This window comes from Solirubrobacter pauli, assembly GCF_003633755.1.
GTDB classification, from domain to species: Bacteria; Actinomycetota; Thermoleophilia; order Solirubrobacterales; family Solirubrobacteraceae; genus Solirubrobacter; species Solirubrobacter pauli.
On sequence record NZ_RBIL01000002.1, the window covers coordinates 592,978 to 607,935 of the forward strand.

The 14,958-nt window shown below is 70.3% G+C and carries 12 protein-coding genes and 1 pseudogene; 6 read left to right on the top strand and 7 right to left on the bottom strand.

All coding sequences use genetic code 11. The features are described 5' to 3' along the window. Nucleotides 1–142 precede the first annotated feature (142 nt). Nucleotides 143–1,633 carry an alpha-amylase family glycosyl hydrolase gene (locus C8N24_RS22695; protein WP_121254420.1) on the top strand — a complete coding sequence of 497 codons (1,491 nt, stop codon included), beginning with the start codon at nt 143–145 and terminating at the stop codon, nt 1,631–1,633. On the opposite strand, the gene C8N24_RS22700 is transcribed toward C8N24_RS22695, so the two are convergent. The 5 genes from C8N24_RS22700 to C8N24_RS22720 form a co-directional block, all read right to left on the bottom strand. Beyond that, the gene (locus C8N24_RS22700) at nt 1,622–2,803 is read right to left on the bottom strand and encodes an ABC transporter ATP-binding protein (protein WP_121254422.1); all 1,182 of its coding nucleotides are present in this window, start codon (nt 2,801–2,803) and stop codon (nt 1,622–1,624) included. The genes C8N24_RS22695 and C8N24_RS22700 overlap by 12 nt on opposite strands. Before the next feature lie 5 nt (nt 2,804–2,808). Further along, a complete protein-coding gene (locus tag C8N24_RS22705) occupies nt 2,809–3,645 on the bottom strand; it encodes a carbohydrate ABC transporter permease (RefSeq protein ID WP_121254424.1) in 837 nt (278 codons plus the stop codon). A 6-nt stretch (nt 3,646–3,651) separates the two neighbouring features. Continuing rightward, complete coding sequence (locus C8N24_RS22710) at nt 3,652–4,575, bottom strand: carbohydrate ABC transporter permease (RefSeq protein ID WP_170179326.1); 924 nt, start codon at nt 4,573–4,575, stop codon at nt 3,652–3,654. After that, nucleotides 4,575–5,741: an ABC transporter substrate-binding protein gene (locus tag C8N24_RS22715; protein WP_170179327.1), complete on the bottom strand. Its 1,167-nt coding sequence runs from the start codon at nt 5,739–5,741 to the stop codon at nt 4,575–4,577. Before C8N24_RS22715 ends, C8N24_RS22710 begins: the two co-directional genes overlap by 1 nt. 273 nt (nt 5,742–6,014) lie before the next feature. Continuing rightward, nucleotides 6,015–6,605 (bottom strand): response regulator transcription factor, encoded by a 591-nt coding sequence (locus tag C8N24_RS22720; protein ID WP_121254428.1) that lies wholly within the window; start codon nt 6,603–6,605, stop codon nt 6,015–6,017. Between the two features lie 162 nt (nt 6,606–6,767). Here C8N24_RS22720 and C8N24_RS22725 point away from each other — a divergent pair, with 162 nt between their 5' ends. The 5 genes and pseudogenes from C8N24_RS22725 to C8N24_RS35610 form a co-directional block, all read left to right on the top strand. Further along, a complete protein-coding gene (locus C8N24_RS22725; RefSeq protein WP_170179328.1) occupies nt 6,768–7,748 on the top strand; it encodes a LacI family DNA-binding transcriptional regulator in 981 nt (326 codons plus the stop codon). Further along, nucleotides 7,745–8,983: an amylo-alpha-1,6-glucosidase gene (locus C8N24_RS22730; RefSeq protein WP_121254432.1), complete on the top strand. Its 1,239-nt coding sequence runs from the start codon at nt 7,745–7,747 to the stop codon at nt 8,981–8,983. Before C8N24_RS22725 ends, C8N24_RS22730 begins: the two co-directional genes overlap by 4 nt. After that, on the top strand, nt 8,964–9,845 hold the full coding sequence (locus C8N24_RS22735; RefSeq protein ID WP_121254434.1) for a hypothetical protein: 882 nt from the start codon (nt 8,964–8,966) through the stop codon (nt 9,843–9,845). Before C8N24_RS22730 ends, C8N24_RS22735 begins: the two co-directional genes overlap by 20 nt. Before the next feature lie 40 nt (nt 9,846–9,885). Beyond that, complete coding sequence (gene uvrB, locus C8N24_RS22740; RefSeq protein ID WP_121254436.1) at nt 9,886–11,895, top strand: excinuclease ABC subunit UvrB; 2,010 nt, start codon at nt 9,886–9,888, stop codon at nt 11,893–11,895. Between the two features lie 16 nt (nt 11,896–11,911). After that, nucleotides 11,912–13,153: pseudogene (locus C8N24_RS35610) on the top strand (MFS transporter); the annotation flags it as partial. Here the strand turns inward: C8N24_RS35610 and C8N24_RS22750 are convergent. Together C8N24_RS22750 and C8N24_RS22755 are read right to left on the bottom strand one after the other, a co-directional pair. Next, complete coding sequence (locus C8N24_RS22750; RefSeq protein WP_121254438.1) at nt 13,151–13,987, bottom strand: ABC transporter permease; 837 nt, start codon at nt 13,985–13,987, stop codon at nt 13,151–13,153. The pseudogene C8N24_RS35610 and the gene C8N24_RS22750 overlap by 3 nt on opposite strands. Continuing rightward, on the bottom strand, nt 13,984–14,940 hold the full coding sequence (locus C8N24_RS22755; RefSeq protein WP_121254441.1) for an ATP-binding cassette domain-containing protein: 957 nt from the start codon (nt 14,938–14,940) through the stop codon (nt 13,984–13,986). Before C8N24_RS22755 ends, C8N24_RS22750 begins: the two co-directional genes overlap by 4 nt. Nucleotides 14,941–14,958: the final 18 nt, after the last annotated feature.

A 14,958-nucleotide genomic window follows, 5' to 3' on the forward strand; every position in this document is an offset into this window, starting at 1 on the left:
CCGACGCGATGCCGACGAGCGACAGGGCGATGCCCTCGCCGGCCGTCGAATCGCTCCACAGCACCCAGACGACGATCCCGGCGATGACCATCGCGACCGTCGTTGCGACCAAGGCACGCATGGACTGAGCATAATCGGCCGCATGTCCGAGCCGGCCTGGTGGCAGCGGGGCGCCATCTACCAGATCTATCCGCGTTCGTTCGCGGACTCCAACGGCGACGGGGTGGGGGACCTCAAGGGCATCACGTCCAAGCTGGACCACCTCGCCGCCCTCCAGGTCGAGGGGATCTGGCTGAGCCCGATCTTCCCCTCGCCGATGGCCGACTTCGGCTACGACGTCGCCGACTACTGCGACGTCGACCCGGTGTTCGGCACGCTCGCCGACCTGGACGAGCTGATCGCCGAGGCCCACGGCCGCGGCATCAAGCTCATCCTCGACTGGGTCCCGAACCACAGCTCCAACCGGCACCCGTGGTTCCTGGAGTCGCGGAGCTCGAAGGACAACCCCAAGCGCGACTGGTACGTCTGGCGCGACGAGCCCAACGACTGGATGTCGGTGTTCACCGCGTGCGGCCCCGCCTGGACGTTCGACGAGACCACGCAGCAGTACTACCTGCACAGCTTCATGCCCGAGCAACCCGACCTCAACTGGGACAACCCCGAGGTCGAACGCGCGATGCACGACGTGATCCGCTTCTGGATGGACCGCGGCGTGGACGGCCTGCGCCTGGACGCGATCGCCAAGATCGCCAAGGACCCGCTGCTGCGCGACCACGTCGGCTCGCACCGCCGCCACGACGAGGACTGGGAGTCGATCCACGAGCGGCTGCGCGGCATCCGCAAGGTCGTCGACGAGTACGAGGACCGGATGATCGTGGGGGAGGTGGCGCTCGACGACCTGCACCGCGTCGTCGCCTACCTCGAGTACGGCGACCAGCTGCACATGGCGCACAACTTCGTCTTCATCGACCAGCCGTGGGACGCGGAGGCGTACGCCACCTCGATCGCCGACTTCGAGCGGCTGGCCGAAGATCACGCCTGGCCGGCGTGGTTCCTCGCCAACCACGACAACCACCGCCCGCGCAGCCGCTTCGACCACGACGGCCTCGGCGCCCCGCGCGCACGGGCCATCCTCGTGATGCTCTACGCGCTCAAGGGCACGCCGTTCATCTACCAGGGCGAGGAGCTCGCCCTGCCCGACGCGCAGATCCCGCCCGACCGCGTCGTCGACGTCGACGGCCGCGACCCCGAGCGCGCGCCGATCCCGTGGACCCCGGACGCGCCCGGCTACGGCTTCACCACGGCGGACGACGCCTGGCTGCCGTTCGTCGACGACGCCGCCACGCTGAACGCGCAGGCCCAGGCCGACGACCCGGCGTCCACGCTGAACCTGACGAAGGCGCTGGCGAGGCTGCGCCCGCAGCTCACCGGCGAGCAGGCGCCCTACGACGCCGGCCCGGGCATCGTCGCCTGGACGCGCGACGACACGTACCTGGTCGCGGTCAACTTCACCGCCGACGAGGTCCCGTTCGCCGTCGACGGGACGCTCGTGCTCAGCAGCGACCCGGCCAGGCAGGCGGAGAGCGCCTCGCTGGGACCCAGCGAGGCGCTCATCCTGCGACTACGCCGCTGAGACGTTGTTGCCGGACTCGGCGTCGAAGAAGTGCAGCTTGGTGGCGTCGACCCAGACCTCGGTCTCCTCGCCCACCCGCACCTTGGACTCGGCGTCGAGCCGGGCGACGACCACCGCGCCCTGATCCGAGAGCTCGGCCACGCCGCCCGCGTCGGCCATCAGGTCGTCGACCTGCGAGGACTCGATGGTGTTGTCGCCCGCGCTGAAGTGCACGTAGTACTCGGCGCCCATCGCCTCGACCAGGTCGAACTTGGTCTTGAACGTGGTGCCGCGGGCGCGCTGGTCGGTGCCCACGTGGCGTGCGTCCTCGAAGTCCTCGGGGCGCACGCCCGCGATCAGCTGCTTGCCCGGCTCCACGCGGCCGATCCGGTCGGCGATCTCCTGCGGGAGCTTGACGTCGACCATCGGCAGCTTCGCGACCCCGTTGTCGATCGTCGCCGGCAGGAAGTTCATGCCCGGCGAACCGATGAACCCGGCCACGAAGAGGTTGCGCGGCGTGTTGTAGAGCTCCATCGGCGAGGCCACCTGCTGGAGCTCGCCGTGCAGCATGATCGCCACGCGGTCGCCCAGCGTCATGGCCTCGGTCTGGTCGTGGGTGACGTAGACCGTGGTGGTGTTCAGGCGGTGCTGGATGCGCGCCACCTCGGCCCGCATCTGCACGCGCAGCTTCGCGTCCAGGTTCGACAGCGGCTCGTCCATCAGGAACGCCTTCGGGTTGCGCACGATCGCGCGGCCCATGGCCACGCGCTGGCGCTGGCCGCCGGACAGGTTCGCCGGCTTGCGCTCGAGGTGGTTCTGCAGGTCGAGGATCTCGGCCGCCTCGTTGACCTTGGCGTCGATCTCCTCCTTCGGCCGCTTCGCCAGCTTCAGCGCGAACGCGATGTTGTCGCGCACGGTCATGTGCGGATACAGCGCGTAGGACTGGAACACCATCGCGATGTCGCGGTCGCGCGGCGCCTTCTTGTTGACGACCTCGCCGCCGATCCGCAGCTCGCCGGACGAGATGTCCTCGAGCCCCGCGATCATGTTCAACGCGGTCGACTTCCCGCAGCCCGACGGGCCGACGAGGATCATGAACTCGCCGTCGGCGATCTCGAGGTTGAGGTCCTTCACGGCCGTGTAGCCGTCCGAGTACGTCTTGGAGACGTGGTCGAGAACGATGTCAGCCATCTGGATTACCCCTTGACCGCGCCGGACGTCAGGCCGGACACGATTCGCCGCTGGAAGATCAGGACCATGATCAGGATCGGGATGGTCACGACCACCGCGCCGGCGGCGATCGCTCCCGAGGGATCGGTGAACTGCGAGGCGCCGCGGAAGAACGACAGCGCGACCGGAGCGGTGCGCGCGGCGTCGGTGGACGTCAGCACGTTCGCGAACAGGAAGTCGTTCCAGGCCGCGATGAAGGCCAGGATGCCCGCCGTGAACACGCCCGGCATGGCCAACGGCAGGATCACGCGCCGGAAGGCCTGCATGCCGGTCGCGCCGTCCATCTGCGCGGCTTTCTCCAGATCCCAGGGGATCTCTCTGAAGAACGCCGAGAGCGTGTAGATCGACAACGGCAGCGCGAACGACAGGTAGGGCAGGATCAGGCCGGGCCACGTGTCGTAGAGGCCGACCACCCGCCAGACGTTGAACAGACCGCCGACGACCGAGATCGCCGGGAACATCGAGACGGCCAGCGCGCCGGCCAGGATCAGCGTCTTGCCCGGGAACTCCAGGCGGGTGATCGCGTAGGCCGCCATCGAGGCGAAGGCGAGCGCGAGCACGGTCGTGATCAGCGCGATGCCGATCGAGTTCAGCAGCGCGCGGTTGAAGCCGAGACCCTCCTCGAACACGGCGCTGTAGTTGTCGAACGTGACGTCCGACGGGAAGAAGCTCTGGTCGCCGATCGTCTCCGGCGTCTTGAGCGACGGCGACAGGATCCACGCGACGGGGATCAGCGCGTAGAAGAGGACGACGACGGTGCCGATCGCCCAGAGGATCTTCTGGTTGCGGGTGTACTGGTCCATGACCCGTTACCTCCTCTCCGGGCTCGCGCCCAGGAACCGGAAGAAGATGAACGCGATGATCATCACGCAGACGAAGATCAGGATCGAGACGGCGGAGCCGAGACCCAGGTTGAGGCGGTTGACCAGCTGCTCGTAGCCCAGCAGCGACACCGACTGCGTGTCGTTGGCGCCACGGGTGATGATGAACAGCGAGTCATAGATCCGGAACGCGTCGAGCGTGCGGAACAGCACCGCGACCATCAACGCGGGCTTGATCAGCGGCAGCGTGATCTTCACGAAGCGCTGCCAGGCGGTCGCGCCGTCCATCTTCGCGGCCTTGTAGAGGTCGTCCGGGATCAGGGCCAGGCCGCCGAGCAGCAGCAGGGCGATGAACGGCGTCGTCTTCCAGACCTCCGCCGTGATGATCACGAACATCGACCCCCAGTGGGTCGTCAGCGGCGGCGTGTCGAGGTTGAACAGCGCGACCGCGAAGCCCGTCGCCGGGTCGAAGGCCAGGCGCCACGCGAACGCGGCGACCACCGTGACCGCGCCGTAGGGCACGAGCACGGACGCGCGGATCGCCGTGCGGGCGAAGATCGCGCGGTACATGGCCTGCGCGATCAGCATGCCGAGGACGAGCTCGAGGACCACGGAGACGACCGTGATCAGCATGGTGTTGCCGAAGGCGTTCCACCAGGTGCTCGAGCTGAGCACCGCGCTGTAGTTGGAGAACCCGACGAACTCGCCCGCGTCCGGGAACCGCAGGTCCTCACGCCGGAGCGAGAGCCAGAAGGCGTAGAGGATCGGGAACCCGGCGACGAGCATCATCACCAGGACGGCGGGTGCGCAGAGGATGTACGCGAGCTTGCGCTCGGCCTTGGCGCGATCGGTCAGACCTGAGTGCTGGGTGGCCGGAGCGGGGCTCTGGCTGGACTGAGCGGCGACGGCCATCAGTACATGCCTCCGTCAGCGAGGGTCTTGAGCCGGTCACGCAGCGTGTCGATCGACTTCTGCGGGTCGATCGAGGCCGGCGGGTGCAGGGAGTCCTGGATCGCGAGCGTCACGTCCGAGTAGGACGGGGTCGGCGGGCGCACCACGGAGTCCTTGAGCTGCTCTCGGAGCAGGTCGGCGAACGGGTAGACCTTCCGGACCTCCGCGTCGTCGTAGACCGCGTTCATGACGGGCGGCAGGCCTTCCTTGATGGCCTCCTGGCGCTGCCACTTCTCGCTCGTCATGCACAGCGCGGCCTCGGTGGCGAGCTTCGGGTTCTTGCCCGTCTTCGGGATGCCCAGGTTGGCACCGCCGATCGAGACCTTGCTCGGCTCGCCCTTGTTGACCCCCGGCCACCGGGCGTAGCCCATGTTCTTGAAGACCTTCGCCGTGACCTCGGACGTCTCGGCGTCCGCGCGGGCGGCGGCGTAGACGTACGGCCAGTTGAGCAGGAACGCGCCCTTGCCGGCTTCGAACGCGAGGCGGGCGGGGTCCTCCTGCGCGGTGGACAGGGACGGGTCGGCGCGGCCGGAGCGGGCGACGTCGCGGATGATCGTCGCGGCCTTCACCGCGGCCTCGTTCAGGACGGGCTCGCCTTCCTCGTTGACGATCTCCCCGCCCGCGGAGGCGACGAGGTTGTTGAACCAGACGACGTAGCCCTCGTACTTCTGCCCCTGCTCGAGGATGTTGCCCTCGCCCGGCGGCAGCTTCTTGGCCATCGCGATCATCTCGTCCCAGGTCTCGGGCGGCTTGGGCACGAGGTCCTTGCGGTACCAGAGCAGCTGGACGTTCGTGTTCGTCGGGATGCCGTAGACCTTGTCCTTCCAGGTCACCGACTGCGCCGGACCCTCGAGGACGTCCTGCAGCGCGTCTTCCTTCTGCGCGCCCGTCATCTCGGTCAGCCATCCCGCCTCGGCGAACTCCGGCGTGTAGATGGTGTCCATGTTGATGATGTCCATGTTCTTGTCGCCCGCGGCGAGACGGCGCACGAACAGCTCGCGCGTCGCGTCTGCGCTGTTGGCGACGGGGAACATGGCGATCTTGTACTTGCCGCCTGACTGCTGGCTGCATTCCTTCGCGGCCGCGACGTTGGTACCACCCGGATCGAGCGGTCCGACGTAGTTCAAGGTGACCGTGCCGCCATCGGAGCCTCCGCACCCCGCGACGACGATGGCGCAAGCGGCGGCTGCGACAGCCGCTACGCCTGGACCCGCACGCCTCATGTCTCTCCTCTCCCCCAAGACCGGCGGAGGAGCCTCCGCCGTCTCCTACGACGAGGTTTCAGCAGCTTGCGCTGCCCCCTACTTGCTACGCGAGGGGGGTGTACCCCCAACCTGTGGCATTCGCAACTTGTGTCCTACGAACCGGTGCTCCCCTTGCACCCGAATGGGCTATGAACGTCATGTAATCAGCCCGTGGAACTGCGCGCGCCGGACGGCTTCGGTGCGGTTGTGGGCGTCGAGCTTGCGGTACGCGCTGCTCGCGTGCTGCTTGATCGTGTTCGGCGAGAGCTTGAGGTCCAGCGCGATCTGATCGTTGGTCTCGCCCTTGGCGATCATCGTCAGGACCTGCTCCTCGCGCATGGTGAGCCGGGGCACGTCGCCGCTCAGCTCGGGCGGTGCCAGGCCGAGGCCCAGGCCCGCGAGGCGCACCGCGGCGACGATGTCCTCGATGCCCCACGACTTCGAGACGAAGCCGCAGGCGCGCACCGTGTGCAGCAGGCGGGCGGGGACCGACGGGCGCTCGGTCATCACGACGAGCCGGCTCGCGGGCGAGGCCTCCTGGAGGTCGTGGAACTCCGCGCCGTCGGCCAGCGTGCCGTCGACCAGGATCACGTGCGGCGTGTAGCGCGCGGCGAGGCGGTTGGCCTGGGGGAGGTCGTTGGCCTGCAGGCAGCGCTCGACCCACGGCTGCTGCGTCAGCGCGCTGCGCAGGCCCCACGTGATCAGCTCGTGGGGATCCACCGCCAGCAGACGCACGCTCGCCGTCATCGCATCGTCACCACACCGGACCTCCTCATGTAACCGGTTTCATGCGACTCCATCATCGCGGGAGATCGTTGTCAAGCGTGTGGCCTCGCGTTCGCTTGCGGGCGGCTTTAGGCTGCTGGGCCGATGGGGACGACGCGGGGCCGCGGGCCCACGATCCGGGATGTGGCGCGTCGGGCCGGCGTGAGCGCGGCGACGGTGTCCCGCGTGCTCAACGACAGCCCGCTGGTGGTCGAGCCCACGCGCGCGCGTGTGCGCGCGGCCGTGGATGAGCTCGGCTACCGGCTCAACGCGACCGCGCGGACGCTGTCCCTGGGGCGCGCGACCGCCGTGGGCGTCGTGGTGCCGTTCTTCACGACCCATTCGGTGATCGAGCGGCTGCGCGGCGTGGTCGCGCGGCTCTCGGGCGGCGGGGCACGCGCGTACGACCTGCTGCTGTTCGACATCGAGGCGCCCGAGCAGCGCGCGGACGCGATGCGCGACCTCGCCGACCGCCACCGCGTCGCCGGCCTGCTCGTGGTGTCGCTGCCGATCTTCGACGACGAGATCGACGCCCTCCAGCGTGACGACCTGCCGGCCGTGCTGCTGGACGTGGCTCACCCGCGACTTCCCGGCGTCGTCGTGGACAACGTTCGCGGCGGCGAGTTGGCCGCCGAGCACCTGCTCGCGAAGGGGCACAGCCGCATCGGATTCGTGGGAGATCATCCCACCAACGCCTACGGATTCACGTCCTCCGAGGATCGAAGGCGCGGATTCAGTGGTGCGCTTGATCGCGCCGGAATCCGGCTCGACCCGCGGCTCGAGCGCTACGGCGTGCCCGACCGCGACGAGGCCGACGTGCTGACCCGCTCGCTGCTCCAGCAGCCGTCCCCGCCGACCGCGATCTTCGCCACGTCCGACCTGCAGGCCATCGGCGTCCTGCGCGCGTGCGAGGCGCTGGGTGCGCGGGTGCCCGACGACGTCGCGGTGATCGGCTTCGACGACGTCGACCTGGCCGAGATCGTCGGGCTGACCACGATCCGCCAGCCGCTGCGCGAGAGCGGCGAGCTGGCCGCCGACCTGCTGGTCGCCGCGATCGAGCACGGCGTGCACGACCCGGTCCAGGCGGTGCAGGAGCTGACGGTCGTGGAGCGGCGGACGACATGATCGACGACCTGCTCTCACCCGACGGCTGGGTCTACGCCTCCTCCGGCACAGGCCGCTTCCACTGCCTGTTCGGCCGCGACTCGCTGATCACCGCGCTGCAGCTGCTGCCGGTGCGCCCGGAGGTGGCGCGCGCGACGCTGTCCGCGCTGGCCGCCCGGCAGGGCACGCGGCTGGACCCGCTGACGCTCGAGGAGCCGGGCAAGATCGGCCACGAGTTCCGCGCCGCGCCGCCGCCCTCGTTCGTGGAGGCGGGCTGGCCGGACGGCGGCCCGTTCGCCTACTACGGCACCGCCGACGCGACCTGCTGGTTCCTCGTGCTCAGCCGCGCCGTGGGGGAGTGGGGCCCGGCGGCCCGCGCCGCCGCCGACTGGCTGGCGCGCGTCCTCGACGCCGGCGGCGGGCTCGTCCGCCACGTCCCGGGCGAGTTCGGCCTCTCCCAGCAGGGCTGGCGCGACACGATCGACGCGGCCGCCGACGAGAACGGCGGCGGGTTCCTGCGCGCCGACGGCACGAACCCGGCGCCACCGCTGGCCGACGTCGACACGCAGGCCGTGGCCGTCGCCGCCCTGCGCGCCACGTCCGCCGCGACGGGCGACCCGGCCTGGGCCCGCCGCCTCGAGGACCTGCGGTCGCGCCTCTCCGCGCTGCCGCTCGAGACGATGGCCGTCGAGGCCGGCGACGGCCCAGCGCGCCCGGGCGAGGCGTCGCCGCTGTGCGACGCGGCGCCGGCCGGCCCGTCGCCCGCCGCCGGCGCCGACCTGCGCATGGCCGGCTCGTCGCCCGCCGCGGGCCTGCCGCCCGGCGCCGATGTCGTCGTGCCCGGCGCCGGGTCCCAGCTCGGCTGGCTGCTGTGGGCCGACGCCGTCCACGAGCCGGCGCGGTACGCCGAGCGGCTCTGCGCACCGGACGTGCTCACGGACTTCGGGCTGCGCACGCTCGCGGCGACCGACCGGAACTTCCGCGCCGACGCGTACCACCGTGGGTCGGTGTGGCCGTTCGACTCCTGGCTGGGCTGGGGCGGGCTGCGCGCGGCGGGCTACGCCGCGGAGGCCGAGCGCGTCCGCACCGGCGTCCTCGCCGCGCTCGACCGGCTCGGCAGCCCGCACGAGCTGTACGCGGTCACGGACGACGGCGTCGCGCCGATCGCGTCCTCGAACGCGGTCCAGGCCTGGACGGTCGGCGCGCGGGTCGCCCTCGAGCGCGACTGGGACGGCCGTGCGGGTCATCTGGGCTGACGAGCCCGGGCCGTTCACCGCGAAGCTGCTGTTCCGGGTCGGGGCGCACGACGGTCTCACGCTCGCGCCGCTGCGGGTCGTCGAGCGCGCGTTCTGGGACGTCACGCGTCCGGCGGGCGAGTCGTCCGCGGGGCGGCTGTTCACGAGCTGGCAGGCCGAGGGCGATCGCGAGGAGGTGTTGACGCACCTGGAGCTCGTCGCCGCCGTCTTGGCGGAGATGCCGTACCCCACGCGCGGCACGGAACGCAGCCCGAGCTTCCTCGACCGGCTCCTGCACGCCCGGTTCGAGGCGCCGGCGGAGATCGCGGGCGACGGCTGGTTCACGCGCGGCAACGCGGCCGTCTGGATGAGCGGCGAGCCGCCCGCGGACTTCGCGCTACCGCTGCCCGACGGCCCGCGCAAGCCGGTCGCGCCGATCCGCCCGCGCGCCGTCCCGCTCCGCGTCGAGGGCGGGTTCGCCGCGGTCAGCGCCGTCGCCGACTGGTCGCCGGCGACGCGCGTGGCCGTCGAGCTGCTGCGCGCCCGGCTGGGCCGCGCGCTGCCGTGGCCCGCACTCGTCGCCGAGGGCGTCGCCACACGCCTCGACATCCGCCTCGCGCACGTCTTCGTCGGCTGCCACTGCCCGCCGCGCGCCTCCCGATACGTCCACGAACGGCTGCAGGAGGTGCTCGCCGCGCCGCCGACCGCACCGGAGCTCGCGGACCAGCGCGAGCCCGCCCCGCGCGGGCTCGAGCGGCTCGACCACGAGGCCCGGCACGCCCTGCTCGGCCTCCCTCCACGGACCGATGCGGCGGGCGTCGACGCGGTCGCCGCGGTGCTGGAAGCGGTGCGCGACACGGCGCTCGTGCTCTCGCCGGTTTAGGACACCCGGCGTCCGCAACGGCCTCTATCGTCTATGGGTGATGCCGCCGTTCAAGCTTGATGCCGTCTACTCCCCGACTGCCGATCAGCCGAAGGCGATCGAAGCCCTGGCGAAGGGCATCGAACGCGGCGACAACGGCCTGACGCTGCTGGGCGCCACCGGCACGGGCAAGACGATGACGATGGCCGCGACGATCGAGGCCGTCCAGCGGCCGGCGCTCGTCATGGCGCACAACAAGACGCTCGCGGCGCAGCTCTGCAACGAGTTCCGGACGTACTTCCCGCACAACTCGGTCGAGTACTTCGTCTCGTACTACGACTACTACCAGCCCGAGGCGTACGTCCCGTCGAAGGACCTGTACATCGAGAAGGACTCGGCGATCAACCAGGAGATCGACCGGCTGCGGCATGCCGCCACCGCCTCCTTGTTCGCCCGCCGCGACGTCATCATCGTCGCCTCGGTGTCCTGCATCTTCGGCCTCGGCTCGCCGGAGACCTACAACGAGAACTGCCAGGTCATCGTCAAGGGCGACTACGTGGACCGCGACGAGCTCCTGCGCAAGCTCGTGCACCTGCAGTACAACCGCAACGACACCGCGCTCGGCCGCGGCACGTTCCGCGTGCGCGGGGACACGCTGGAGGTCTTCCCGGCCTACGAGGAGACCGCGTTCCGGGCGCTGCTGTTCGGCGACGAGGTCGAGCGGCTGCAGCACTTCGACCCGCTGACGGGCGAGATCATCAAGGACGACCTCGAGCACGTGGCGATCTGGCCGGCCACGCATTACAACGTCAAGGAAGGCACGATGGACCGCGCCGTGGCCGAGATCGGCCACGAGCTCAACGAGCGGTGCAAGACCCTGGAGGCCGAGGGCAAGCTCCTGGAGTCGCACCGCCTGCGCCAGCGCACGCAGTACGACATGGAGATGCTCAAGGAGGTCGGCTTCTGCTCGGGCATCGAGAACTACTCGCGGATCCTGGACGGCCGGATGCCCGGCTCGCGGCCGTACTGCCTGATCGACTACTTCCCCAAGGACTTCGTCTGCTTCATCGACGAGTCGCACCAGACCGTGCCGCAGATCGGCGCGATGTTCGAGGGCGACCGCTCGCGCAAGACGACGCTCGTGGACTACGGCTTCCGCCTCCCGAGCGCGATGGACAACCGCCCGCAGACGTTCGACGAGTGGCTGTCGATCACGCCGCAGATCGTCTATGTCAGCGCCACACCCGGCCCGTACGAGCGTGAGCACTCGCAGACGGTCGTCGAGCAGATCGTCCGCCCGACGGGCATCATCGACCCCGAGGTCGACGTCCGCGAGACGAAGAACCAGATCGACGACCTGATGGGCGAGATCCGCACGCGCGTCGAGAAGAACGAGCGCGTGCTGGTGACGACGCTGACCAAGAAGATGTCCGAGGACCTCACGGACTACCTGCTGGAGATGGGCTTCCGGGTGCGCTACCTGCACTCGGAGGTGGACACGCTGGAGCGCATCCAGATCATCCGCCAGCTCCGCCTCGGCGAGTACGACGTGCTCGTCGGCGTCAACCTGCTGCGCGAGGGCCTGGACCTGCCGGAGGTCACGCTGGTCGCGATCCTGGACGCCGACAAGGAGGGCTTCCTCCGCGGCGAGACGTCGCTCATCCAGACGATCGGCCGCGCCGCCCGCAACATCGAGGGCAAGGTCATCATGTACGCGGACAAGGAGTCCGCGGCGATGCGCAAGGCGCTCGACGAGACCGACCGCCGCCGCGGCATCCAGATCGCGTACAACGAGAAGCACGGCATCACGCCGGAGACGATCGTCAAGGGCATCTCGGACATCACCGAGTTCCTCACGTCGGGCGAGTCGAAGGTCCCGAAGAAGCGCCGCCGCAAGGGCGAGAAGACGTCGGACATGTCGGCGCCCGAGCTGGAGAAGATGATGCGCGAGCTCGAGGAGGAGATGCTCGCGGCCGCCGAGGAGCTGCGCTTCGAGTACGCGGCCAAGCTCCGCGACGAGATCCGCGACCTGCGGCGCGACCTAGACGCGGCCACTGCGTCGGCCGACTGAAGCCGAAGGTGGGGACATCCCCGCCGCCCCACCCCGATCATCCGACCTGACTTGGCTCTGGGCCGCCTACGCGGTCTCGACGTTCGGCACGTTCTTCGCCTTCGACGCCTTCCCGCTGATCGCGATCCTCGTGCTGGACGCCGGGCCCGCGGCGGTCTCGGCGCTCGCCTCGGCGGGCCTGGCCGTGGGCGCGCTGCTGGCGATCCCGCTCGGCCCGTGGGTCGAGTTCCGGCTCAAGCGGCCGGTGATGATCGGGATGGACGTCGTGCGCTGCGCCGCCTTCCTGAGCGTGCCGGTGGCGATCTGGCTGGGCTGGCTGACGTTCACGCAGCTCGTCGCCGTGTCGGTCGTCGTCGCCACGTGCGGGATCGCGTTCCGCGCGGCGAGCGGCGCCTATCTGAAGGCGCTCGTCCCGCGCGAGGAGCTGCTGCGCGCGAACGCCCGCTTCGAGTCGACCACCTGGACCGCGACGATCCTGGGCCCGCCGCTGGGCGGCGCCGCGATCGGCCTGCTCGGCCCGGCGACGACGGTCGTCGCGAACGCGGCGAGCTTCGCGCTGTCCGCGCTGAGCCTGCGCGCGATCCGCCACGAGGAGCCGGCGCCGGCGCGGCGGGATCCGTCGCCGGTGGGGGAGGCCGGCGCCGGGCGAGTGGCGATCACCGCAGGGGCGGCCCCGCGCCGCGCGGCGCGCGCCCGGATCGCGGACGTCGCGGCCGGCTGGCGCTTCATCCTCGCCGACCGCACGCTGCGGCCGCTGTTCTTGAACACGCTGCTCGTCAACGGGCTGATCATGGCCACCGCGCCGCTGATGGCGGTGCTGATGCTCGGCGAGCTCGGGTTCTCGCCGTTCGCCTACGCGGTCGCGTTCGGCGTGCCGTGCGCCGGCGGGCTGGTCGGCGCCCGGCTCTCGCGGCGCTGGTCCGGCCGGGGCGCGCTGCTCGTCGCGGGCACGCTGCGCGCGTGCTTCTGCCTGCCGCTCGCGTTCGTCATGCCCGGCGCCGCGGGTCTCGTGCTCGTCCTCGCCACCCAGTTCGCGCTGCTGGTCGCGATCGGCCTGTTCAACCCGCTGTTCGCGACGCTGCGGCTGCGGCTCACGCCCGACGACCGCGTCGCGCGCGTGCTCGCGGCCTGGACGGTCACGAGCAGCCTGACGACCGCCGCGCTGACCGCGTCCTGGGGCGTGCTCGCGCACCTGACGAGCCTGCGCTTCGCCGTCGGCGCCGCCGGTGTGCTGATGCTCGCGACGCCGCTGCTCCTACTCGGTCTCCGCGAACTCCCAGATCGCGATCGCGAGCATGCCCAGCCCGAGGACGGCGATCATCAGCACCTCGAGGCCGACGGGCACGTGCCAGCCGAACCAGGTCACGCCGGGGACGTCGATGTCGAGGTGCCCGAGCACGAGCTTGCGCATCGGGTCGACGGCGTAGGTGATCGGATCGAGCCGGTTCAGGACGGCGAGCCAGCCCGGCAGGTTCGCCACCGGGAACAGCGCGCCGGAGATGAAGAACATCGGCATCACGATCATCTGCGTGAGCCGCATGAACGACGGCATCTGCTTGATGCGCGCGGCGAGCATCACCCCGAACGCGGTCATCGCGAACGCCAGCAGCAGCATCAGGCCGAAGACGCCGAGGATCACGGGCACGCTGTACGGCACGTCCACGAGCGGCATCAGCACGATCAGGATCACGCCCTGCAGCGAGGCGACGGTCGCGCCGCCGAGGCACTTGCCGACGACGATCGATGACCGTCGCACCGGCGCGACGAGCATCTCGCGCAGGAAGCCGAACTCGCGGTCCCAGACGATCGTCGCCGCGCTGAAGATCGCGGTGAACATCACCGAGACGCACAGGATGCCGGGGTAGATGAACGTGCGCAGGTCCACGCCACCGGTGCTTGCGCCCGTCACCGAGCTCAGCCCCGAGCCGAGCACGAACAGGAACAGGAGCGGCTGGACGAGCGACGTGACCATGCCGAGCCGGTCTTTGCGGAACCGGATCAGCTCGCGCAGCCAGACGATCTTCACGGCGCGCAGCTCGTTGCGGTAGGAGCGCTCCGGCACCACGACCCGGACGACGTCGAGCGTGCTCATCGGCCCGCCACCATGCGCATGATCATCCGGTTCGCGTTGGGGGCGGCCTCCGCGTCGCGGATCGTCTTGCCGGTGAAGCTCATGAACACGTCGTCGAGGCTGGGCCGCGACACGCTCACGGAGGTGATCGGCACCTCGAGCTCCGCGAACAGCCGCGGGATGAACTGGGCGCCTTCGGGGACGTAGAACGCGATGCCGCCCTCCGAGCGGGTGGCGTCGTACTCGGCCAGCGCCTTCAGCGCCGCCTCGTCGTCCTCGGTCTCGATCCGGATCCGGTCCGCCCCGACCTGCGCCTTCAGCGCGGCCGGCGTGTCCAGCGCGACGATCTGCCCCTGGTCCATGATCGCGATCCGGTCGCAGAACTCGGCCTCGTCCATGTAGTGCGTGGTCATGAAGATCGTGATCTCCTCGCGCTCGCGCAGCTCGTGGATGTAGCGCCAGATCGACGAGCGCGTCTGCGGGTCCAGGCCGATCGTCGGCTCGTCGAGGAACAGCACGCGCGGCGAGTGCATGAGCCCGCGGGCGATCTCCAGCCGCCGCCGCATGCCGCCGCTGAACGTCTTGACCTCGCCGCCGCGCCGGTCGATCAGCCCGACCATCGTCAGGACCTGCTCCATCCGCGGCGCGACGAGCGCCGACGGCACGCCGTACAGCTCGGCGTGCAGCCGCAGGTTCTGCTCGGCGGTGAGGTGGCCGTCCAGCGTCGGGTCCTGGAACACCAGCCCGATGTGGCGGCGGACGTCGTCACGCTCGCGAGCCACGTCGTGGCCCGCCACCGTCGCGCTGCCGCTCGTGGGCCGCAGCAGCGTGCAGAGCATGTTGATCGTGGTGGTCTTGCCGGCGCCGTTGGGTCCGAGGAACCCGAACACCTCGCCGGGGGCGACGGAGAACGAGACGCCGCGCACGGCCTCGACGTCCCCGAACGCCTTCCGCAGGTCGTTGACTTCGATCATGTCGCTGTAAACATACAG